This is a genomic window from Phenylobacterium koreense (assembly GCF_040545335.1).
Classification (GTDB): Bacteria; Pseudomonadota; Alphaproteobacteria; order Caulobacterales; family Caulobacteraceae; genus Phenylobacterium; species Phenylobacterium koreense.
Genome location: NZ_JBEPLU010000001.1, coordinates 1,756,930 through 1,778,386 on the forward strand (window position 1 = coordinate 1,756,930; position 21,457 = coordinate 1,778,386).

15 protein-coding genes are annotated in these 21,457 nt (G+C 69.8%); 10 read left to right on the forward strand and 5 right to left on the reverse strand.

All coding sequences use genetic code 11. The features are described 5' to 3' along the window. Window positions 1-55: 55 nt before the first annotated feature. Window positions 56-700 (reverse strand): LolA family protein, encoded by a 645-nt coding sequence (locus tag ABID41_RS08775; RefSeq protein ID WP_354297429.1) that lies wholly within the window; start codon window positions 698-700, stop codon window positions 56-58. A gap of 510 nt (window positions 701-1,210) precedes the next feature. Between ABID41_RS08775 and ABID41_RS08780 the strand changes: the two genes are divergently transcribed. Continuing rightward, window positions 1,211-3,043 (forward strand): phosphoenolpyruvate carboxykinase (GTP), encoded by a 1,833-nt coding sequence (locus ABID41_RS08780; protein WP_331932740.1) that lies wholly within the window; start codon window positions 1,211-1,213, stop codon window positions 3,041-3,043. A 44-nt stretch (window positions 3,044-3,087) separates the two neighbouring features. On the opposite strand, the gene ABID41_RS08785 is transcribed toward ABID41_RS08780, so the two are convergent. Next, window positions 3,088-5,472: an FtsK/SpoIIIE family DNA translocase gene (locus ABID41_RS08785; RefSeq protein ID WP_354297430.1), complete on the reverse strand. Its 2,385-nt coding sequence runs from the start codon at window positions 5,470-5,472 to the stop codon at window positions 3,088-3,090. 151 nt (window positions 5,473-5,623) lie between these two features. On the opposite strand from ABID41_RS08785, the gene ABID41_RS08790 reads away from it, so the two are divergent. Beyond that, entirely contained in the window at window positions 5,624-6,001 is a 378-nt protein-coding gene (locus ABID41_RS08790; RefSeq protein WP_331932344.1) for a hypothetical protein, read from the forward strand. On the opposite strand, the gene ABID41_RS08795 is transcribed toward ABID41_RS08790, so the two are convergent. Next, on the reverse strand, window positions 5,998-6,609 hold the full coding sequence (locus ABID41_RS08795; protein ID WP_331932343.1) for an alpha-ketoglutarate-dependent dioxygenase AlkB: 612 nt from the start codon (window positions 6,607-6,609) through the stop codon (window positions 5,998-6,000). The genes ABID41_RS08790 and ABID41_RS08795 overlap by 4 nt on opposite strands. 19 nt (window positions 6,610-6,628) lie before the next feature. On the opposite strand from ABID41_RS08795, the gene ABID41_RS08800 reads away from it, so the two are divergent. From ABID41_RS08800 to ABID41_RS08815, 4 genes are all read left to right on the forward strand, one after another. Then, window positions 6,629-7,129 (forward strand): hypothetical protein, encoded by a 501-nt coding sequence (locus tag ABID41_RS08800; protein ID WP_331932342.1) that lies wholly within the window; start codon window positions 6,629-6,631, stop codon window positions 7,127-7,129. A 177-nt stretch (window positions 7,130-7,306) separates the two neighbouring features. Then, window positions 7,307-9,211: a molecular chaperone DnaK gene (gene dnaK / locus ABID41_RS08805; RefSeq protein WP_331932341.1), complete on the forward strand. Its 1,905-nt coding sequence runs from the start codon at window positions 7,307-7,309 to the stop codon at window positions 9,209-9,211. A 155-nt stretch (window positions 9,212-9,366) separates the two neighbouring features. After that, the gene (gene dnaJ, locus ABID41_RS08810; RefSeq protein WP_354297431.1) at window positions 9,367-10,524 is read left to right on the forward strand and encodes a molecular chaperone DnaJ; all 1,158 of its coding nucleotides are present in this window, start codon (window positions 9,367-9,369) and stop codon (window positions 10,522-10,524) included. Window positions 10,525-10,528: 4 nt separating this feature from the next. Continuing rightward, on the forward strand, window positions 10,529-11,110 hold the full coding sequence (locus tag ABID41_RS08815) for a TetR/AcrR family transcriptional regulator (protein WP_331928907.1): 582 nt from the start codon (window positions 10,529-10,531) through the stop codon (window positions 11,108-11,110). Here ABID41_RS08815 and ABID41_RS08820 read toward each other — a convergent pair. Continuing rightward, window positions 11,107-11,622, reverse strand: a complete 516-nt coding sequence (locus tag ABID41_RS08820; protein WP_331928910.1) for a GNAT family N-acetyltransferase — start codon at window positions 11,620-11,622, stop codon at window positions 11,107-11,109. The genes ABID41_RS08815 and ABID41_RS08820 overlap by 4 nt on opposite strands. A gap of 189 nt (window positions 11,623-11,811) precedes the next feature. Here ABID41_RS08820 and mutS point away from each other — a divergent pair, with 189 nt between their 5' ends. Together mutS and ABID41_RS08830 are read left to right on the forward strand one after the other, a co-directional pair. Then, window positions 11,812-14,496, forward strand: a complete 2,685-nt coding sequence (gene mutS / locus ABID41_RS08825; protein ID WP_354297432.1) for a DNA mismatch repair protein MutS — start codon at window positions 11,812-11,814, stop codon at window positions 14,494-14,496. 5 nt (window positions 14,497-14,501) lie between these two features. Beyond that, a complete protein-coding gene (locus tag ABID41_RS08830; RefSeq protein WP_331927710.1) occupies window positions 14,502-15,095 on the forward strand; it encodes an HAD-IA family hydrolase in 594 nt (197 codons plus the stop codon). Here the strand turns inward: ABID41_RS08830 and ABID41_RS08835 are convergent. Next, a complete protein-coding gene (locus ABID41_RS08835; protein ID WP_331927706.1) occupies window positions 15,092-16,564 on the reverse strand; it encodes a globin-coupled sensor protein in 1,473 nt (490 codons plus the stop codon). The two genes, ABID41_RS08830 and ABID41_RS08835, sit on opposite strands and share 4 nt — an antisense overlap. Before the next feature lie 137 nt (window positions 16,565-16,701). Between ABID41_RS08835 and ABID41_RS08840 the strand changes: the two genes are divergently transcribed. Together ABID41_RS08840 and murJ are read left to right on the forward strand one after the other, a co-directional pair. Continuing rightward, entirely contained in the window at window positions 16,702-19,524 is a 2,823-nt protein-coding gene (locus ABID41_RS08840; protein WP_354297433.1) for a [protein-PII] uridylyltransferase, read from the forward strand. Window positions 19,525-19,760: 236 nt separating this feature from the next. After that, entirely contained in the window at window positions 19,761-21,386 is a 1,626-nt protein-coding gene (gene murJ, locus ABID41_RS08845) for a murein biosynthesis integral membrane protein MurJ (protein WP_331933029.1), read from the forward strand. Window positions 21,387-21,457: the final 71 nt, after the last annotated feature.

A 21,457-nucleotide genomic window follows, 5' to 3' on the forward strand; every position in this document is an offset into this window, starting at 1 on the left:
CTAAAGACAAAAAGTCAAACGGAAATCACGCGACATATTGCGTGTTGCTCAAGTGTCACATTTTCCCGCGGCCGACATTGCGCGGCCGGGGGTCTTTCAGGACGAACAACGAGGCCGGCAGTCCCGAGGTTCTCGTCAGGTTGGTCAAGCGGATCCGCGTCGAGGCGCCTTGGGCGTCGGTGACGGTCCAGCCGATCAGGGCCAGGGGCGAGTCCGAGAAGGTGAGGGTGATCTGGCCCTCGGCCTGCTTCTTGCCGTCCCGCGCGGTGATGGAGAAGCCGTCCGCCATCTTCGAGACCCGGGTGATGTTGATCCCCTTGTCCAGGCGGATCTGGCGCGACAGGAAGATCGACAGCGGGGTGGCCATCAGCGGATAGGCGTCGAAGGTCTTCAGGCGCGAGTCCGCGATCGAGACATTGCCGCCGTCTGACACCACCAGCAGGCCGGAGGGCTTGTCGTACTCGAACCGGGCCTTGCCCGGACGCTTGATGTAGATCGAGCCCTGGGTCACCGAGCCGCGGGCGTCGGTCTGCACGAAGCGGCCCTTGGCTTCGGTCAGGTCTTGCAGATATGCCGCCGCCCGGTCCGCCAGGGCGCGGTCGGCCGCCGAGAGCGGCGCCGCGGGCGCACGCTGCGCCAGGGCGGGAAGCGGAAGGGCGGCCAGCCCCAGCGCGAGGGCGCGTCGGGTCAGTCGGGTCATTCGAAACAGCTCCGTTTTCGACGCCCTAAGCCCTACAGAACCGCGGCGCCGTCAATAGGGCGCAAGAACGGCGAAGCTCGGCCGTCGTTCCATTTACGCAGGTCGATCTCACATGGCGCGTCGGCGCCAAGACGTCGATGGCCGGGGCCTTGAGGTCTCGACATGACGAACGGGGGAGATGCGGTTCGTTTGAGTTCTAGACTCGAGTATGCTGCGGCGAAGCCGGATCGAACCTTCAGGAACCCATGAGACGGAGGTCCGTTCCGCGCTGGTCGGCGCAGGTTGGGGTGACGTGGCGGAAGCGCCAACCGCCTCGGCGCCCACGACATCGTGAGCACGCCGATTGGGCGATAAGGCGGGGTAAGGCCCCGGAACACGGGCGGATCCGGCCGCTCACGCTTGTGCCATTTTAAATTCGTCCATATCAAAAACGGGTTCGGATCGGTGTTCCGCCAGGGCGAACTCAGGTTCGGTGACGAAGCGTAGGCAAACAGAAAAGGGCGCAGCCTGATGGGCTTGGCCATACCGGGTCTCGAAGAGGCCCCGACGAAACACGCCGGACTTTTGGCTTGGGTACGTGACGTAGCGGAACTTGTGCAGCCTGACCGGGTCCATTGGTGCGACGGGTCGGACGAGGAGTGGAACGCGCTCACCGCCGAGCTGGTGAAATCCGGAACCCTCAAGGCGCTCAATCCGCAGAAGCGCCCCAACAGCTTCCTGGCCGCCTCCGATCCCCGCGACGTCGCCCGGGTCGAGAGCCGCACCTTCATCTGCTCGGAAAACGAGATCGACGCGGGCCCGACCAACAACTGGGTCGAGCCCGGCCAGATGCGCGCCGACCTGACCCGGCTGTTCACCGGCTGCATGCGCGGCCGCACCATGTATGTCGTGCCCTTCTGCATGGGCCCGCTCGGTTCGAAGATCTCCGCCCTGGGCGTCGAGATCACCGACAGCGCCTATGTCGCGATTTCGATGCGGGTCATGACCCGGATGGGCAAGGGCGCGCTCGAGGAGCTCGGCGAGGACGGCTTCTTCGTGCCGGCGCTGCACTCGGTCGGCGCGCCGCTGGCGCCCGGCCAGGCCGACGTGCCGTGGCCCTGCAACGACGACAAGTACATCGTCCACTTCCCCGAGACCCGCGAGATCTGGTCCTACGGCTCGGGCTATGGCGGCAACGCCCTGCTGGGCAAGAAGTGCTACGCCCTGCGCATCGCCTCGGTCATGGCTCGCGACGAGGGCTGGCTGGCCGAGCACATGCTGATCCTGAAGCTGACCTCGCCGAAGGGTGCGGTCCGCTATGTGGCTGCCGCCTTCCCCAGCGCCTGCGGCAAGACCAACATGGCCATGCTGCAGCCGACCATCCCCGGCTGGAAGGCCGAGACGATCGGCGACGACATCTGCTGGATGCGGTTCGGCGACGACGGCCGCCTCTATGCGATCAATCCGGAGTCCGGCTTCTTCGGCGTCGCGCCGGGCACCGGCGAGTCGACCAACAAGAACGCGATCGACGCCCTGCACGCCAACACCGTCTTCACCAATGTGGCGCTGACCGCCGACGGCGACGTCTGGTGGGAGGGCCTCACCGACACCCCACCCGAGGGCCTCACCGACTGGAAGGGCCGTCCCTGGACGCCGCAGTCCGGCGAGCCCGCCGCCCACCCGAACGCCCGCTTCGCCGTCCCGGCCGACCAGTGCCCGGTGATCGCCAAGGAGTGGGACGATCCGGCCGGCGTGCCGATCTCGGCCATCCTGTTCGGCGGCCGCCGGGCCAGCGCCGTGCCGCTGGTGACCGAGGCCTTCGACTGGGCGCACGGGGTGTTCCTGGCGGCCAATGTCGCCTCGGAAGGTACTGCCGCGGCCGAGAACAAGGTCGGCGAGCTGCGCCGCGACCCGTTCGCCATGCTGCCCTTCTGCGGCTACAACATGGGCGACTATTTCGGCCACTGGCTGAAGGTCGGCGCTGGTGCGGACCCGGCCAAGCTGCCGCGCATCTATTTCGTGAACTGGTTCCGCAAGGGCGCGGACGGCAAGTTCATCTGGCCGGGCTACGGCGACAACAGCCGCGTGCTGAAGTGGATCGTCGGCCGCCTGGAGGGCGAAGCCGACGCCGTCGACAGTCCGATCGGCCGCGTGCCGACCAAGACCGCCCTCGACCTCTCGGGGCTCTCGATCGGCGATGCGGCCCTCGACGTCCTGCTGTCAGTCGACCCCGAGGTCTGGGCCGAGGAAGCCGCGCTGATCCCCGAGTTCTACAAGAAGTTCGGCGATCGCCTGCCGGCCGAACTCTGGGCCCAGCACAGCGCTCTCGTCCGTCGCCTCGGCGTCCTGGAACCCGCGGAGTAGGTGCATAAACTTCTCCCTCCGCCTCGTGGGGAGGGAGAAGGCGCCTAGGGCGCGGCCCCCACCAGCACTTCGCGCTTGCCGGCGTGGTTGGCGGGGCTGACGACCCCTTCCTGCTCCATGCGTTCGATCAGCGAGGCGGCGCGGTTGTAGCCGATCTGCAGGCGGCGCTGGACGTATGAGGTCGAAGCCTTGCGGTCGCGGGTGACCACGGCCACGGCGCGGTCGTAGAGGTCGTCGCCCGAGCCGCCGCCCTCGTCGCCGAACATGTCGCCGTCCTCGCCGTCCTCGTCGCCCCCGGCGGTGACGTCCTCGAGGTACTGCGGCTCGCCCTGGGCGCGCAGGAACTTGGCCACGGCCTCGACCTCCTCGTCGGAGACGAACGGGCCGTGCAGGCGGGTGATGCGGCCGCCGCCGGCCATGTAGAGCATGTCCCCCTGGCCGAGGAGCTGTTCGGCGCCCTGCTCGCCCAGGATGGTGCGGCTGTCGATCTTCGAGGTGACCTGGAAGGAGATCCGGGTCGGGAAGTTCGCCTTGATGGTGCCGGTGATGACGTCGACCGAGGGGCGCTGGGTGGCCATCACCAGGTGGATGCCGGCGGCCCGGGCCATCTGGGCCAGGCGCTGCACGGCGCCTTCCACGTCCTTGCCGGCGACCAGCATCAAGTCGGCCACCTCGTCGATCACCACGACGAGATAGGGCATCGGCTTGGGGTCGATCCGCTCGCTCTCGTAGATCGGCCGGCCGTTGTCATCGAAACCGGTCTGGACGGTGCGCTCGAAGTGCTCGCCCTTGGCGGCGGCCTCCTTGGCGCGCTCGTTGTAGGACGCGACGTTCCGCACCCCGATCTTCGACATCAGCCGATAGCGGTCCTCCATCTCGCGGACCGTCCACTTCAGGGCGACGATCGCCTTCTTGGGATCGGTCACCACCGGCGCCAGCAGGTGCGGGATGCCGTCATAGACCGACAGTTCCAGCATCTTCGGGTCGATCATGATGAACCGGCACTGCTCGGGCGGCAGCCGGTAGAGGATCGAGAGGATCATGGCGTTGACGCCCACCGACTTGCCCGAGCCGGTGGTGCCGGCGATCAGCAGGTGGGGCATCTTCGAGAGGTCGGCGATATAGGGCTCGCCGCCGATGTTCTCGCCCAGCGCCATGGGCAGGGCCTGGGTCGAGCGCTCGTATTCGCCGCTGGCCAGCAGGTCGCGCAGATAGACCGTCTCGCGCCGGGCGTTCGGCAGCTCGATCCCGATGGCGTTGCGGCCCGGCACGACCGAGACGCGGCAGGCGGCCACCGACATCGAGCGGGCGATGTCGTCGGCCAGGGCCACGACCCGCGCCGACTTCACCCCCGCGGCCGGGACCAGCTCGTAGAGCGTGACCACCGGGCCGGGGCGGATCTGGTCGATGTTGCCGCGCACGCCGAACTCGGCCAGCACGTTCTCCAGCAGTTGGGCGTTCTGGCGCAGGGCGCCCTCGTCGAACATCGAGGCGCGCGGCTTGGGCTTGGCCAGCATGGCCAGCTCGGGCAGGGCGAAGCCGCTGGTCTTGACGAAATCGAAGGCGCCTTGCGCCTCGCGCAGTTCGCGGCCGGATTCCTTGGGCGCCGGCTTGGGCTGGCGGATGGCGACCGAGTTGCCGCCCGGCTCCGGCCCGACGTCGTCGAAATCGTCGTCCTCCGCCGGCATGGGCGCGGCGGCGGGGGCCGGGGCGGGCTTGGCCTTGGCCTCTTCGGCGGCCTTGGCGCGGCGTGCGACCGAAGCGCGCACTGGCTTGGCCGGGGCGGCGGGCGCGGGCTCCTTCTGCAGGGCGGCCTTCAGCCAGACGAGGCTGGCGGTCAGCTCCTCGCGCCTCACCCCGACGGCGAAGCCGAGGCCCGCGCCCGCGGCGGCCAGCAGCAGCAGCGCGGCGATGAGGGTCGCGCCGGGGATGTGCGCATAGCCCAGCAGTCCCGAGATTCCGTGCAGCAGCCCGTCGCCCCAGAAGCCGCCGAGCCCCTTGGCCAACGGCCAGGCCGCCGGCGCCGGGGGGGCGGCCAGCAGGCCGGCCAGGGCCAGCACGCCCAGCGCTCCGATGGCCGCGCGCAGCCGCACCTTGCCGCGGGTCTGGTCCGGCTGCGGCGTCGTCGCCCGGCCCAGGCCGAACACCACCATCAGCAGGGCGCCGATGCCGGCGGCGACGCCCAGCGACTGGATCCCGATGTCGGCGACGGTGGCCCCGGGCGCGCCCAGGGCGTTGGTCGGAGCGATGGTCGAGGCGGCGTTCAGGCTGGGGTCGGCGGCGTTGTAGGTCGCCAGGGCCACGGCCAGGGCGATTCCTGCGGCGGCGAGGATTCCGCCCCTCAGCCGCGCCACGGCGGGGTGGCTCCAGGCCAGGCCTGCGACATGCAAACCCAGCTCCAGCCCCGTTTTCCGCGCCGCACGCGCCATGTTCGAACCCCTTGTTCCTTGGATCGCCTATCTGGCCCGCCGAGGGTTAAGGGGCGTTTACCAAGCCCTGCCGCGCCTGCGGCTCCGGACGCGGCGAAAATCCCGTTTCCGTTTTCGGCGAGCCCCTCTAGGTTCGCAAACCATGTGGAGCATGCCTCGAAACGTCCTGCGTATCGTCGCCTTCATCCTGGCCGCGTGCGCGGTGGGCGGCTTCGTCATGGGTATTCGCAGCACGCCTGAGCGCGCGCGCCTGCCGGGTGAGGGGGCCGCCGGCCCGGCCCTGGAAGCCAGCGACGCCCGCCCGCTGGAGGACCTGGTCCTGACGCCTTCGGAGCTGCCGCCCGAACAGCCGAAGGAAGAGGAAAAGCCGGAGGAGAAGGCGGAGGTCGAGCCCCCGCCGGTCATTGCGCCGCCGTCGCCCGAAGCGCCCAAGCCCGCGCCTGCGCCCGCCATGCCCTCGGCCGACGAGGATCACGTGGGCGACCTGATCGACGGCCTGACCCCGCCGCCCGAACAACCGCCCTACTAGGCCGGCGCGGCCCGTCGAAGCGTCAGGTTGATCCGCCCGCCGCCCGGTATCAGCCGCGACGATCCGGGCAATATCCGGTCCACCCCGTGGTGATAGAGCCTGGCCGCGCCGGCCAGCAGGCAGACGTCGCCCGAGGCCAGCCGGACCGAGGTGGTCGGGTCCGACCGCTTGAGCCCGCCGATCCTGAACATCGCCGTGTCGCCCAGCGACACCGACAGCACCGGAAAGCGGAAGTCGGCCTCGTCGCGGTCCTGATGCAGGCTCATCCTGGCGGCGGCGTCATAGAAGTTGACCAGGCAGGCGTCGGGCGGGACGGCCGGATCGGCGAGCTCGGCCCAGAGCTCCAGCAGGATGGCGGGAATTTCCGGCCAGGCCCTTCCCGTGGCGGGGTGCTGCGGTTCGTAGCGATAGCCCTTGGCGTCGGTGGTCCAGCCCAGTTTCCCGAAGCTGGTCATGGCCACGCTCATCGGCTTGCCGCCCGGGGTGAGCTGGCGCACGAACGGGGCTTCCTCGGCCTTGGCCAACACCTTCTCGACCAGCACGCGCTGCTGCTCTGGCGTCAGGCGGCCGGGCAGCAGGCGAAATCCGCTGGTCGTCGAAAGGCTCATGGGGCCTCATATAGGCGAAATGCGCCGCCCAGACCTCATGCCGCCGCTGCGCCTTCGACGGCTCACCGCCGGCGAGCGCCGTCTCTGCGAGGAGGTGTTCGCCGACGAACTGGACACCGATCTCGTCCGCCTGCTGAGCCTGCCGGTCTGGCCCCGGCCGTTCGTGCCGGGCGGGAGACTGGTGGTCTGGCCGGCGACGTCGGCCATGGCCGACTTTTCGCAGGCGCCGCTGTGGTTGCGTTCGGTGCTGTTGCACGAACTGGTGCACGTCTGGCAGGCCCAGCACGGCGTCTTCCTGCCTTTCGCCAAGCTTCGCGCCGGGGACGGAAGATCCGCCTACGCCTACGATTTGGACGACGGGCGGGGTTTTTCGCAGCTCAATATCGAGCAGCAGGCGATGGTGGTGCAGCACGCCTACCTGGCCGCCCGCGGGGGCGCGGCGCCTTACGCACAGGCTGCTTATGCAAGGATCTTAGCGGCTTGGCCGGCCCCCTTGGGCGGAAGACCCCGCAAGATATAGGGGCATTACGCACTTGCAGGGGACGCGTCCGATCCCATATCGCGACTCGACGCCGGCGCCCCTGTGGGTTAACCGGCCGAGCCCTTATTCGAACCGGGGATGCCGAGAAGAAACGGGGTGCTTCAAACGAAGGCCCTCAAACCGGCGTCCGCCATTCAGGAGCGAGCAAGACTCGATATGAGCAAGATCATCGGCATCGACTTGGGCACGACCAACTCGTGCGTCGCGATCATGGACGGCAAGCAGCCGAAGGTGATCGAGAACGCCGAGGGCGTTCGGACCACGCCTTCGGTCGTCGCCATCCTCGACGACGGCGAGCGCCTCGTCGGTCAGCCGGCCAAGCGCCAGGCGGTGACCAACCCGGCCAACACCCTCTTCGCGATCAAGCGCCTCATCGGCCGCCAGTACAACGACCCGCTGGTGGAGAAGGACAAGGGCATGGTGCCCTATGAGATCGTGAAGGGTCCGAACAGCGACGCCTGGGTGAAGGCGCACGGCAAGGACTATTCGCCCCAGCAGATTTCAGCCTTCATCCTGCAGAAGATGAAGGAAGCCGCCGAGCAGCACCTCGGCGAGAAGGTCGAAAAGGCGGTCATCACCGTCCCGGCCTACTTCAACGACGCCCAGCGCCAGGCCACCAAGGACGCGGGCAAGATCGCCGGCCTGGAAGTCCTGCGCATCATCAACGAACCGACTGCGGCGGCGCTCGCCTACGGCCTCGAGAAGAACGACGGCAAGAAGATCGCCGTCTACGACCTCGGCGGCGGCACCTTCGACGTCTCGATCCTGGAGATCGGCGACGGCGTGTTCGAGGTGAAGGCGACCAACGGCGACACCTTCCTCGGTGGTGAAGACTTCGACATGCGCGTGGTCGAGTACCTCGCCGACGAGTTCAAGAAGGAAACCGGCGTCGATCTGCGGAACGACAAGCTGGCACTGCAGCGCCTGAAGGAAGAAGGCGAGAAGGCGAAGAAGGAACTCTCCTCGACGAGCCAGTACGAGGTGAACCTGCCCTTCATCTCGATGAACGCCTCGGGCCCGCTGCACCTGAACATCAAGCTGTCCCGCGCCAAGCTGGAAGCCCTGGTCGAGGACCTGGTCGCCCGTACCGTCGGCCCCTGCGAGCAGGCGCTGAAGGACGCCGGTCTGAAGAAGTCCGACATCGACGAGGTCATCCTGGTCGGCGGCATGACCCGCATGCCCAAGGTCGTCGAGACCGTGAAGGAGTTCTTCGGCCGCGAGCCCCACAAGGGCGTGAACCCGGACGAAGTCGTCGCGCTCGGCGCGGCGGTCCAGGCCGGCGTTCTGCAAGGCGACGTGAAAGACGTCCTGCTGCTGGACGTGACCCCGCTGACCCTGGGCATCGAAACCCTGGGCGGCGTGTTCACCCCGCTGATCGAACGCAACACCACGATCCCGACCAAGCGCTCGCAGACCTTCTCGACGGCGGACGACAACCAGTCGGCGGTGACCATCCGCGTGTTCCAGGGCGAACGCCCGATGGCGCACGACAACAAGATGCTCGGCCAGTTCGACCTGGTCGGCATTCCGCCGGCCCCGCGGGGCGTCCCGCAGGTCGAGGTGACGTTCGACATCGACGCCAACGGCATCGTGAACGTCTCGGCCCGCGACAAGGCGACCAACAAGGAGCAGTCGATCCGCATCCAGGCCAATGGCGGCCTCTCGGACGCGGACATTGACAAGATGGTCCAGGAAGCCGAGGCCAACAAAGCCGAGGACGAAAAGCGCAAGGCGGCGGTCGAAGCTAAGAACCAGGGCGAGGCGGTGGTCCACTCCACCGAGAAGGCCCTGGCCGAACATGGCGACAAGGTCTCCGGCGCCGACAAGGAAGCCATCGAGACCGCCCTGGCGGACCTGAAGTCTTCCCTGGAAGGCGACGACGCCGAGGCGATCGCGGCCAAGACCCAGACCCTCATCCAGGCTTCGATGAAGCTGGGCGAGGCGATGTACGCGGCCCAGCAGGGCGCCGGCGAAGAGCAGCCGGCGGCTTCGAGCGGTGACGAGGACGTCGTCGACGCCGAGTTCGAAGAAGTCGACGACGACAAGAAGAAGTCGGCGTGACGTTCAGCCCCATGGCGGCCCTTTGCGCCTTGAGCGAGGGGGGCCGCCCCAGGGGCGACGCGGGGTCGCGGGCGGCCTGGCCGGAACAAGCCTTGCAGCCGGCCGCGAACCATCCCACCTCAATGCAAGATCAATATTTGAGCGCCTGACATAGCATGCGGGATTATTACGAGATCCTCGGCGTGGAGCGCGGCGCGGACGCAGCAGCCCTAAAGGCTTCGTTCCGCAAGCTCGCCATGGAGCACCACCCCGACCGCAACGGCGGTTGCGAGGAAGCGGCCGGGCGATTCAAGGAAATCAACGAAGCCTATTCCATCCTGTCCGACCCGCAGAAGCGGGCGGCCTATGACCGCTTTGGCCATGCCGGCGTAAACGGCGGGCCGGCCGGCGGCGGCGGCGCCCAGTTCCACGACATGGGCGACATCTTCAACGAAGTGTTCGGCGACGTCTTCGGCGACATGTTCGGCGGCCGCGGCGGCGCGCGTGGCCGTAGCGGTCCGGCCCGCGGCCAGGACCTTCGCTACGACCTGGAGATCACCCTCGAGCAGGCCTACGCCGGCGCGGAGGTCGAGATCACGGTCCCTGCCTCGCTCAATTGCGAAACCTGCGACGGCACGGGCGCGCGCCCCGGCACCAGCCCGACGACTTGCGGCGGCTGCGGCGGCGCCGGACGCGTGCGCGCCAGCCAGGGCTTCTTCTCCATCGAGCGCGCCTGCCCGCGCTGCGGCGGCTCGGGCCAACTGGTGCTCGACCCCTGCGAGGACTGCCATGGCCGCGGCCAGGTGCGGAAGGAGCGCACCCTGCAGGTCCGCATCCCGGCCGGCGTCGACGACGGCGCCCGGATCCGCTTGACCGGGGAGGGCGACGCCGGCGCGCGCGGCGGCCCGCGCGGCGACCTCTACATCTTCCTCTCGGTGCGCCCGCACGACCTGTTCGACCGCGACGGCCTGGACCTGCTCTGTACGGTGCCGGTGCCCATGGCCATCGCCGCGCTCGGCGGCGAGATCGAGGCCCCGTGCCTGTTGGGCGGCGAGAACTGCGACGGGAACTGCAAGATCGAGGTCAAGGTGCCGGAAGGCGCCCAGACCGGCCGCACCGTACGCCTGAAGGGCCGCGGCATGCCGTCCCTCCGCTCGCGCGAGCGCGGTGACCTGGTGGTCGAACTCTTCGTCGAGACGCCCACCAAGCTGACCGCGCGCCAGAAGGAGCTGATGCGTGAGTTCGCCGAGATCTGCGGGGAGCAGCAGCATCCCAAGTCGGCCAACTTCCTCGGCAAGGCCAAGCAGTTCTGGGAAGACGTTACGGGCGGCTGATCCGGTGCAGGACACGCTGGACCTTCCGCCGACAGACGGACGCAGGGCGCGGACCCACGTCAGCCGCGCCCGCATCCTGACGGCGATGATCGACCTCTTGCAGGACGGTGAGAGCCTGCCCTCGGCCGAGACGGTCGCGGCGCGGGCCGGGGTCGGCGTACGCACCGTCTTCCGGCTGTTCAACGACGTGGAGGGCCTGCATCGCGGCCTGCAGGAGATCATGGCCGAGCGCCTGGCGCCGATCCTCGCCGAGCCGGTGCACGGGACGCTGGTCGAGCGCCTGGACCAGCTCGTGGCCCGGCGCGCCATGGTATTCGAGCAGCTCGCGCGGCCCAAGGCCTTCGCCGACATGAACCGGGCGCGCTCGCCGCAACTACAGGCCACCCACAAGATTTTCGTCGCCCGCCAGCGCGCCTTGTTGTTGGGCCACCTGGCGGCGGTCCTGCCCGACGACGCAGACCTGGCCGAAGCCCTGGACCTGGCGCTGAGCTTCGACGTCTGGCGCCGCCTGCGGGAAGATCAGGGACTGTCGGCCGAGCGGGCCGAGCGGGTGATGCGCCGTATCGCCCGGGCGCTGGCGCTCTAGTCGATCAGGACGCGGATGTCGGGCCAGCGATAGCTGACCTCGTGGGTGACGCCGCCGGGCCCGGGCTCGCGCCGCGGCGCTTCGCCCTTGCCGCCGAGATGGTCATAGAAGCCGCGGGCCGGAATGTTGTCGCGCAGCACCGAGATCATCAGCGAGGTCGCCCCGTTGGCGGCGAACACCCGCGCCAGGCCTTTCACCAGCGCCCGTCCCAGGCCATGGCCCTGGGCCGTCTTCAGCAGGTAGAGGGTGGTGATCTCGGCCTCGCCGAGCCGCTTGGCGCGGGACGGGCCGCCGGCGGCGTATCCCACCAGGCCGTCGCGGTCGGCCACCGCCAGGGTCGCCTCGTGGTCTCCAGGGCGCAGCAGCGAGGCGCGAAAGCGCCGCGCATGAACCGGAATCGACATGCGGGCGAGATAGGAGTCGGGCAGGAGCCCCTGATAGGTCTGCCGCCACGCGGTCACGTGCACGCGCGCCAGCTCTTCGGCGTCGTCCGGTCCGGCGGGAAAGATCACGTACTGCAAGGCCGAGCTCCTACTCGATCAAAGCTTGGAACTCCGAGGCCCCGGTTCAAGGGGCGCGCCGCCTCGACTCCCTCTCCTTCATGGGGAGGCAGAGCGCACGACTTCGCCGTCACGGCGATCGCCCCAGGGCAAAGCAGGGGCTGACGGATCGCGCGGGCGCCATTAGCCTCCGCCGCACTCATGAACGCCCCTTCGCCGACCATGCCCGACCCGACCGGCGCCACGCCGGTCATGGCCCAGTTCTTCGAGGCCAAGTCCCGCCAGCCTGATGCGCTGGTGTTCTTCCGCATGGGCGACTTCTACGAGCTGTTCTTCGAGGACGCCGAGAAGGCGGCCGCGGCGCTAGGCATCACCCTGACCGCTCGCGGCAATCATGGCGGCGCGCCGATCCCGATGTGCGGGGTGCCGGTGCACGCGGCCGAGGCCTATCTCGCCAAGTTGATCCGCTCGGGCTTCAAGGTCGCCGTCTGCGAGCAGATGGAGGACCCGGCCGAGGCCAAGAAGCGCGGCTCCAAGTCCGTCGTGCGGCGCGACGTGGTGCGGGTGGTGACGCCCGGCACCCTCACCGAGGACGGCCTGCTCGACGCCCGCGGCGCCAACCGGCTGGCGGCGGTCGCTGTCCGCGGGGGCGGGGCGGCTGTGGCGACGGTCGAGCTCTCCACCGGCGAGGTGGAATGCATGGCCCTGGGCCGCGACGGCCTGGCCTCGGCCCTGGCCGCGCTCGGCCCGTCCGAGACCCTGGTGCCCGACCGCCTGTTCGCCGACGAGGGGCTTTCGGGCGCCTTCAAGTCGGCGGGCGGCCTCATCCAGCCCATGCCCTCGGCGCTGTCGGAACCGTCCGCTTCCGAGGCCCGCCTGAAGCGGCTCTACGGCGTCGAGACCCTGGACGGGTTCGGCGAGCTGACCGGGGCGGAGGTCTCTGCCCTCGGCCTCATCGCCGCGCACCTGGAGACCACCCAGGCCGGACGGCTGCCCGCGCTCACCGCCCCTCGCCGGGCCGGCGAGGCCGACGTCATGGCCATCGACCCGGCCACCCGCGCCAGCCTCGAAATCGAGAAGAGCACCTCCGGTTCGCGCGACGGCTCGCTGCTGGGCGCCATCGACCGGACGATCACCGCGCCGGGCGCGCGCCTGCTGGCCTCGCGGCTCGGCCGGCCGCTGTTGGACCCGGCGGCGATCGACGCGCGCCTGGACGCCATCGAATGGTTCTGCGAGCGCCGCCCCCTGCGCGCCAGGCTGCGCGACCAGCTTCGCGGCATGGGGGACATGGCGCGCGCGCTCTCGCGCCTGGCCCTGGGCCGAGGCGGTCCGCGGGACCTGGGATGCCTGCGCGACGGCCTGGCGAGCGGGGAGGCGATCTTCGGCCTCTTCGGCGCCCCCGAACCGCTGGAGCCGCCGCCGCCTGCCGAGATCGCCCTGGCGCTGGCCGCCCTGCACCCGGTCGCCAATCCGGAACTGGCCGAGTTCCGCCGCATGTTGGCGCAGGGATTGGGCGAGGAATTGCCGGCCCTGGCCCGCGACGGCGGCTTCGTCGCCGCCGGCGTTCGCGCCGAGCTCGACCAGGCCCGCGCCCTGCGCGACGACAGCCGCAAGGTGATCCTGCAGCTCGAGGCGCGCCTGGCCGCAGAGAGCGGGGTCTCGCTGAAGATCCGCCACAACGCCGTCCTCGGCTATTTCGTCGAGGCCACGGCCAAGGCGGCCGAGCCGCTGATGAGCGCCCCGCTCAACACCACCTTCATCCACCGCCAGACCCTGGCCAACCAGGTGCGCTTCACCACCGTCGAGCTGGCCGAGCTTGACGCCCGCATCGCCCAGGCGGCGGAGCGGGCGCTGGCCATGGAGGTCGCGACCTTCGAGGCCTGGCGCGAGAGCGCCATCCGCATCGCCGCAGCCATCCAGGCCGCCGCAGAGGGCGCGGCGCGGCTGGACGTGGCCGCGGGCCTTGCCGAATGGGCCGACGACGTCGGGGCCGTGCGCCCGGTGGTCGATCGCTCCATGGTGTTCGAGGCCGAGGCCGCCCGCCATCCGGTGGTGGAAGCCGCCGTCAAGCGGGCCGGCGATCCCTTTACGCCTAACGACTGCCGGCTGGACGGCTCGGGCGCCGCGGCGGCGCGGCTCTCCATCGTCACCGGCCCGAACATGGCCGGTAAGTCGACCTTCCTGCGCCAGAACGCCCTGCTGGCGGTGCTGGCCCAGGCCGGCTGCTACGTCCCGGCCAAGGCCCTGCGGATCGGCGTGGTGGATCGCCTCTTCAGCCGGGTGGGGGCAGGGGACGACCTCGCCCGCGGCCGTTCGACCTTCATGGCCGAGATGGTCGAGACCGCCGCCATCCTCACGCAGGCGACGCCGCGCTCGCTGGTGATCCTCGACGAGATCGGCCGTGGCACCGCGACCTATGACGGCCTGGCCATCGCCTGGGCCTGCGCCGAGGCGCTGCATGAGACCAACCGCTGCCGGGGCCTCTTCGCCACCCACTATCATGAGCTGGCGGTGCTGGAGGAAAGGCTGGCCTTCGTCTCCAACCTCTCCCTGAAGGCCAAGGAATGGAATGGCGACCTGATCTTCCTGCACGAGGCCGGCCCCGGTCCTGCCGACCGCTCCTATGGCGTGCAGGTGGCCAAGCTGGCCGGCGTGCCGCCGGCGGTGGTGGTTCGCGCCCGCGAGGTGCTGGACCGGCTGGAGCGCGAGGCCGGCGCACCGGCGCACCTCGACGACCTGCCGCTGTTCGCCGCCAACACCCCGGCCGCGCCCGAGCATTCGGGGCCGAGTGAGGTGGAAGCTGCGCTGGGGGGCCTGGACCTCGACGGCATGAGCCCGCGTGAGGCGATGGCCGCCCTCTATCGGCTTCGGGAGATGCTGCCGTGAAGGCGATGATGATCGACGTGGACGGCGTGATCGTCGCCCATCCCGATCCCAGGGGCTGGTCGGTCAATCTTGAGCGGGACCTGGGCCTCAAGGTCGAAGTCCTGCAGGAGAAGTTCTTCGCACCGAACTTCGAGGACATCGTCCACGGCCGCGCGGCCCTGCGCGAGCGGCTGGCCCCGGTGCTGGCGGAGATCGCGCCGCACCTCACCTGCGACCAGCTCTGCGATTACTGGTTCCGCGCGGACAGCCACCTCGACCACGAGCTGCTGGCCGAGTTGGCGGAGGTGCGGGCCCGCGGCGTCGAACTGCATCTGGCGACCGTGCAGGAGCACGAGCGGGCGGCCTATCTGTGGGAGACCATGGGTTTGAAGGACCGCTTCGACGCCATGCACTACGCAGCCGCCCTCGGCCACGCCAAGCCGGCGCCCGGCTTCTACGCCGAGATCGAGGCGCGGACTGGGTTCGCGCCGCAGGATCTCTTCTTCATCGACGACAAGGCCGCCAATGTCGAAGCCGCCCGGGCGCGGGGCTGGAAGGCCGCGGTCTGGACGACCGGCCGCCAGCGCCTGGCCGACCTGCTCGCGGAGGCCGGTCTCTAGGCTGCGCGCCGAGCGCCCTGGGAGGCCAGGCGGAACCGCCCCACCAGCTCGCCGAGGGTCTGGGCCCGCAGGGTGAGGTCCGCCGCCGCGGTGGCGGTCTCGTGCACCATGCCGGCGTTCTGCTGGGTCACTCGGTCCATCTCGTTCACCGCCGTGTTCACCTGGGCCAGGCCCGTGGCCTGCTCCTGGGCGGAGGTGGAGATCTCGGCGACCAGTTCGTGAACGTCACTGACCTGGCCGACGATGCGGCTCAGGGCTTCGCCGGTCTGTCCGACGAGCTGGGCGCCCTGGGCCACCTGCTGGCTGGAATCGGCGATCAGCGTCTTGATCTCCTTGGCGGCCTCGGCCGAGCGCTGGGCGAGCGCCCGCACCTCGGAGGCGACGACTGCAAAGCCCTTGCCCGCCTCGCCGGCCCGGGCCGCCTCGACCCCGGCGTTCAGGGCCAGAAGGTTGGTCTGGAAGGCGATCTCGTCGATCACCCCGATGATGTTGCCGATCTTGGCCGAGGACTTCTCGATCGCGCCCATGGCGGTGATGGCGGCCTCGACCACCGGAGCGCTCTGCTCGGCCGCCTGGCGGGCCTCGGCCACGGCGCTGGACGTCCGGCGCGCGGTCCCGGCCGAGCGCTGGACGGTGACCGTGATCTCCTCGACCGCGGCGGCGGTCTCTTCCAGCGAGGCGGCCTGGTTCTCGGTGCGGCGGGCCAGGTCGTCGCCCGAGGCCTTCAGCAGGCCGATGGTGCCGGTCATGCTGCCCACCGCCTCGACGACCGCGGCGATCGCGCCGTGCAGCTCGTCCACCGCTCCGTTGAAGTCGTCGCCGAGCTTGGCGTAGTCGCCCGGCAGCTTGGCGTCGATGCGGCGGGTCAGGTCGCCCTGGGCCAGGCCCGAAAGCGCGCCGGCCAGGGTCTGGACCACCCGGGACTGTTCGGCCGCGGCGGCGGCCTTGTCGGCCTCGGCCCGGGCGCGGTCGGCTTCGGCGGCCTTGAAGTAGACGTCCAGCACCAGGCTCATGTCGAGCAAGGCGCCCTTGATCAGCGCCCCGAGCGTGTCGGCCAGTTCGTTGGCCTTGCCCTTGCCGCCCAGGCCGCGCGGCGCCTTCTCGGCCACCACGGCGCGGACGAGCTGCTCCAGCACGAGGGCGTAGCCGCCGATGTACCACTGCGGCTCCAGGCCGATGCGGGCGTGGGCCGCGCCGATGGCGTGGACGGACTTGGCGTAGGCGTTGGTGAAGTCGGCGGCGGCGATGCCCTGCCAGTGCCGAAGCTGGGCGTTCTGCGCGGTGGCTATGTGGCCGTCGTCGTGGAAATGGCGGCGGGTCTCGGGCGTGGCCCGCACCTGGTCGTAGAAGTGGTCGAGGGCGGCGGGCAGCTTTTCCGAAACCAGAGGCTGGGCCGCGCGCAACGCGCTCCGCGTCCGGGCGTTCATCTGCATGAACTCCAGGCGCCGTTCCAAGCTCTCGCCAGTCATCACTCAACTCCACGCGTACGGATTATCCGCAGTCCTGAAGCTGTGCAGTTAAGGATGGGTGTGCATTTCGCAGTCTTCTCGCCCGCCAGTCGAATTGGGCTCTCGGCACGCGCCTGCGCCGTGATTATATCGCGCTCATGCGGCCTCGCCTTCGTCCTACCCGCCTGGAACATGTCGTCGATGGCGTGAGGCTGCGCGCGCAGCTCTCGTCCGCGGCCCTCGACGCCCTGGGCGACGAGGCCGAGCAGCGCCGCCGCGCCCTGGACATCCTCAAGCAGGCGCTGTTCCGCGGCCGCATGATCGCCAAGGAGCGGCTGGAGAACGGCGCCGGCGGCATCGAGACCGCCCGACTGCTGGCCGGGGTGACCGACGAGGTGGTCACCGCCCTCTACGACTTCACCACCGTCCACGTCTTCCGCGCCCGCAACCCGACCGAGGGCGAGCGCCTGGCCCTGCTGGCGGTCGGCGGCTATGGCCGCGGCGCGCTGGGGCCGTTCTCGGACCTCGATCTGCTGTTCGTGCGCCCCTACAAGCAGACCGCCCACACCGAGAGCGTGATCGAATACATGCTCTATGCGCTGTGGGACCTGGGCTTCAAGGTCGGCCACGCCTCGCGCACCGTCGAGGAGTGCCTGAGGCTCTCGCGCGAGGATTTCACCATCCGCACCTCGATCCTCGAGGCGCGGCGCCTGGTCGGGGACGAGATTCTCGCCGAAGAACTCGTCCGCCGCTTCCGCGCCGAGGTGGTGAAGGGCACGGCCGCCGAGTTCGTCGCCGCCAAGCTCAAGGAGCGGGACATCCGCCAGGAGCGCGCCGGCGCCAGCCGCTATCTGGTCGAGCCCAACGTCAAGGAGGGGAAGGGGGGCCTGCGCGACCTCAACACCCTCTTCTGGATCGCCCAGTACCTGCATCCGGTCAGCCAGGTGGACGGCTTCGTCCAGCTCGACATGTTCGACCGCCGGGAGGTGGCGACCTTCATCAAGGCGTTCGACTTCCTGTGGGCGGTGCGCTGCCACCTGCACTTCGCCACCGGCCGCGCCGAAGAGCGCCTGACCTTTGACCTGCAGCCGGAGATCGCCCGCCGCATGGGCTACGGCGACCGGGGCGACGCGCCGGCGGTGGAACGCTTCATGCGGCGCTATTTCCTCATCGCCAAGGATGTCGGCGCCCTGACCCGGGTGTTCGCCGCCAAGCTGGAAGCCGAGCAGATCAAGCAGGAGCCCAAGGGCCTTTCCCGCCTGCTCCCGGGGCATCGCCGACCCAAGCGCAAGAAGCTCGATCCGGGCTTCCACGAGGAGGGCGGCCGCCTGAACGTCGATGGGCGGGAGGTGTTCGAGACCGACCCTGTGAACCTGCTGCGGCTGTTCCGCCTGGCCGACCAGCGCGACCTCGACCTGCATCCCGACGCCTTCACCGCCGCCAGCCGCTGCGCCGGCCTGATCGGCTCGAAGGTCCGCCGCGACCCGGCGGCGGCGAAGGTGTTCCTGGATATCCTGGCCCACGGCCGAGATCCCCAGCGCACACTTTCGGTGATGAACGACGCCGACGTGCTGGGCCGGTTCATTCCCGAATGGGGCCGCATCGTCGCTCAGATGCAGTTCAACATGTACCACTCGTACACGGTGGACGAGCACACCCTGCGGGCCATCGGGGTCATCGCCGACATCGCCGCCGGCCGACACGAGGAAGACCATCCGCTCGCGACCGGCGTCATGCCGCTGATCGACGATCGCGAAGCCCTGTTCCTGGCCATGATGCTGCACGACACCGGCAAGGGCGGAGTGGGGGGGCAGGAAAAGGCCGGCGCCCGTTCGGCGCGCCAGGCCTGCGAGCGGCTCGGCCTCGACCGCAAGCGCATCGAGATGGTCGCCTGGCTGGTCGAGCATCATCTGGTGATGAGCGATTACGCCCAGAAGCGTGACGTTTCCGACCCGCGCACCGTGGCCGACTTCGCCCGCATCGTGGAGACGCCCGAACGCCTGCGCCTGCTGCTGGTGCTCACGGTCGCCGACATCCGCGCGGTCGGGCCGGGGGTCTGGAACGGCTGGAAGGGCCAGCTCATGCGCGAGCTCTATGGGGCCACCGAGGCGGTGTTCCGCGGCGGGCGCGGGTCGGATGCGGCCGCCGCCATCCGCCGGCATCACGAGAACTCGGCCTATGACGCTCGCGTGCGGCTGATCGCCGCCGACGGCGCCGCCGACGCCTGGGTGCGCTCGATGGAGGACGCCTATTTCACCTCGTTCTCCGACGCCGAAATCCTCCGGCATGTGGCTCTCGAAGGGAAGGCGGCCAAGGCCGGCGGGGTGGCCGCCGAGGGGTCGATCCGCAACGACCTGAACGCCGCCGAGATCGTCGTCGTCGCCGCCGACCGGCCGCGGCTGTTCGTCGACCTGGCCGCTGCGGTGACCGCGGCGGGGGCCAATATCGTCGGGGCGCGGGTGTTCACCTCGCGGGACGGCAAGGCCCTGGACGTCTTCTACGTCCAGGACGCCACCGGCGCGGCCTATGGCGAGGCCGACCCCAGGGCGCTCGGGCGCCTGAGCGCGGCGCTGGAAGCCGCCGGCCGTGGCGAGCTGGCCAGGGCCGAGCCTCGCCGGGTCACCGACTTCGGACGCGCCGCGGCCTTCACCATCACCCCGACCATCATGCTGGACAACGACGCGTCGGAGCTTTCCACCGTGATCGAGGCCTCGGGCCGTGACCGCCCCGGCCTGCTGGTGGCCCTGGCGCGCAATATCGCCGACGCCGGCCTCTCGATCCTTTCGGCGCACATCGACGGCTATGGCGAGCGGGCGGTCGACGCCTTCTACGTCACCGAGCCGGACGGCCGGAAGATGAGCGACGCCAAGCGGATGGCGGCCCTGAAATCGGCGATGATGGCCTCGCTGGTCGAGGCCGAAGTCACCGCCTCCAAACCCCGCGCCAACCTGCAAAAGGCCCGGGCCAGCGTCGCGCGGTAGGCGCCATCGCCCGCTCAGTGTCATCCCGGCTTGCGAAGCAGGACCGGGACCCATGAACACCGAATCATGCAGGACGTGGCGTCGATCTTCGCCAGGCTTTCCATCCTCGGCGCGTATGGGTCCCGGCCTTCCGCTTCGCTCCAGCCGGGATGACACTGAGTGGGCGTCCCTCGGTTCGCCCGCCTGCACGCGCCCGTCTCTTGACCGTGCCAGATGGCCGGAGCACACCAACGCCCGTGACCGCGCCCGCTGCCTCCCCGCCCAAGAGCGGCCTTATCCGTTCGTCCCTGCTGCTGTCGGGCCTGACCCTGATCAGCCGTTTCATGGGCCTTGCGCGGGACCTGGTGCTGACCGCGCGGCTGGGCGCCAGCGCGACCATCGCGGCCGACGCCTACTACACGGCGCTGGCTTTTCCGAACCTCTTCCGCCGCATCTTCGCCGAGGGGGCCTTCTCGTCGGCCTTCGTGCCAGCCTACACCAAGACCCTGACCGGCGAGGGCCAGGCCGAGGCCGACCGCATCGCCTCCGACGCCCTGGCCACCCTGGCGGCGGCGACCATCGCCCTGACCCTGGCCGCCCAACTGGCCATGCCCTGGCTGATGTACGTCATCAATCCGGGCTACGCCTCGGACCCGGTGAAGTTCAAGCTTGCCATCGTGCTGACCCAGATCAGCATGCCCTACCTGCCCTGCATGGCGATCGGGGCCCTGCTGTCGGGGGTGCTGAACGCCCATCGGCGCTTCATCGTCACCGGCATCTTCCCGACCATCCTGAACCTGGTGATGCTGGTGGCGGTCATCCCGCAGACCGACCCGATCCGGGCCGCCTTCGCCGCCTCGGTCGGGATCCCCATCGCCGGCGTCTTGCAGGCCGGCCTGCTGTGGTGGGGCGCGAGCAAGAGCGGAGCCCGCATCCGCTTGCGCTGGCCCAAGCTGACGCCGGAGATCAAGGCGCTGATCTCCCTGGCGGTGCCTGGCGCGATCGCCGCCAGCGCAGTGCAGATCAACATCTTCATCTCCGGCATTCTGGCCTCGCAGGTGGCCGGCGGCCGGGCCTGGACCGAGGTCGCCGCGCGCCTCTACCAGTTGCCGCTCGGGCTGATCGGCGTGGCGGTCAGCGTCGCCCTCTTGCCGCGGCTCTCCAGCGCCGTGCAGGCGAACGACCATGAGGACGCCCAGAACGCCACCGACCAGGCGGTGATCTTCTGTCTCGCCCTCACGGCTCCGGCGGCGGCGGCCTTGATCGCCATGCCCTATTTCCTGATCGACGGCCTTTTCACCCGCGGCGTCTTCACCGCCATCGACGCGCGCGAGACCGCCTGGATCCTCCTGAACTACGGCTGGGGCGTGCCGGCCTTCGTGTTGGCCCGCGTGCTTCAGCCGGCCTTCTTCGCCCGCGCCGACACTCGCGCCCCGATGCGGTTCGGCCTGATCTCGGTGGCGGTGAACATCGCCCTGGGCCTGGCGCTTTTCCAGGTCATCGGGGTGAAGGGCATCGCCGCAGCGACCAGCGCGGCGGCTTGGATCAACGTCGCCCAGATGGCCCTGCTGCTCGCCAAGCGCGGGGACTATTCCCCGACCAAGGCCGCCTGGGGCCGCATCACCCGGATCGCCGCGGCCAGCACCGCCTTCGGCGCCCTGCTGGGCTTGGCCTCCTATGAGCGCGACTGGATCGAGGCGCCGCTGAGGGGGATCAACCTCGCCGGTCTCGGGGCCAAGGAGATCGCCGTGCTCGGTGTGGCCGCCGCCGGCGTGGCCGCTTACGGCCTGCTGTTGCTGGCTTTCCGGGGGATCACCGTCACCGAGATCAAGGCCGCCCTTCGCCGGCGGCCGGGCGATGCGGCGGTCAGCACCGACCTCTGACGGGCTTGCCCTCGCGCGCTGCAAGGCTTATTCGCGTGGGCCATGGCTTTGCGGCGAAACATGTGGCGATG

What these genes read in the sequence shown, in the direction of transcription:
- ABID41_RS08775 (WP_354297429.1), bottom strand. Translation starts at nt 700, where the DNA reads ATGACCCGACTGACCCGACGCGCCCTCGCGCTGGGGCTGGCCGCCCTT.
- ABID41_RS08780 (WP_331932740.1), top strand. Translation starts at nt 1,211, where the DNA reads ATGGGCTTGGCCATACCGGGTCTCGAAGAGGCCCCGACGAAACACGCC.
- ABID41_RS08785 (WP_354297430.1), bottom strand. Translation starts at nt 5,472, where the DNA reads ATGGCGCGTGCGGCGCGGAAAACGGGGCTGGAGCTGGGTTTGCATGTC.
- ABID41_RS08790 (WP_331932344.1), top strand. Translation starts at nt 5,624, where the DNA reads ATGCCTCGAAACGTCCTGCGTATCGTCGCCTTCATCCTGGCCGCGTGC.
- ABID41_RS08795 (WP_331932343.1), bottom strand. Translation starts at nt 6,609, where the DNA reads ATGAGCCTTTCGACGACCAGCGGATTTCGCCTGCTGCCCGGCCGCCTG.
- ABID41_RS08800 (WP_331932342.1), top strand. Translation starts at nt 6,629, where the DNA reads ATGCGCCGCCCAGACCTCATGCCGCCGCTGCGCCTTCGACGGCTCACC.
- dnaK (WP_331932341.1), top strand. Translation starts at nt 7,307, where the DNA reads ATGAGCAAGATCATCGGCATCGACTTGGGCACGACCAACTCGTGCGTC.
- dnaJ (WP_354297431.1), top strand. Translation starts at nt 9,367, where the DNA reads ATGCGGGATTATTACGAGATCCTCGGCGTGGAGCGCGGCGCGGACGCA.
- mutS (WP_354297432.1), top strand. Translation starts at nt 11,812, where the DNA reads ATGAACGCCCCTTCGCCGACCATGCCCGACCCGACCGGCGCCACGCCG.
- ABID41_RS08830 (WP_331927710.1), top strand. Translation starts at nt 14,502, where the DNA reads ATGATGATCGACGTGGACGGCGTGATCGTCGCCCATCCCGATCCCAGG.
- ABID41_RS08835 (WP_331927706.1), bottom strand. Translation starts at nt 16,564, where the DNA reads ATGACTGGCGAGAGCTTGGAACGGCGCCTGGAGTTCATGCAGATGAAC.
- ABID41_RS08840 (WP_354297433.1), top strand. Translation starts at nt 16,702, where the DNA reads ATGCGGCCTCGCCTTCGTCCTACCCGCCTGGAACATGTCGTCGATGGC.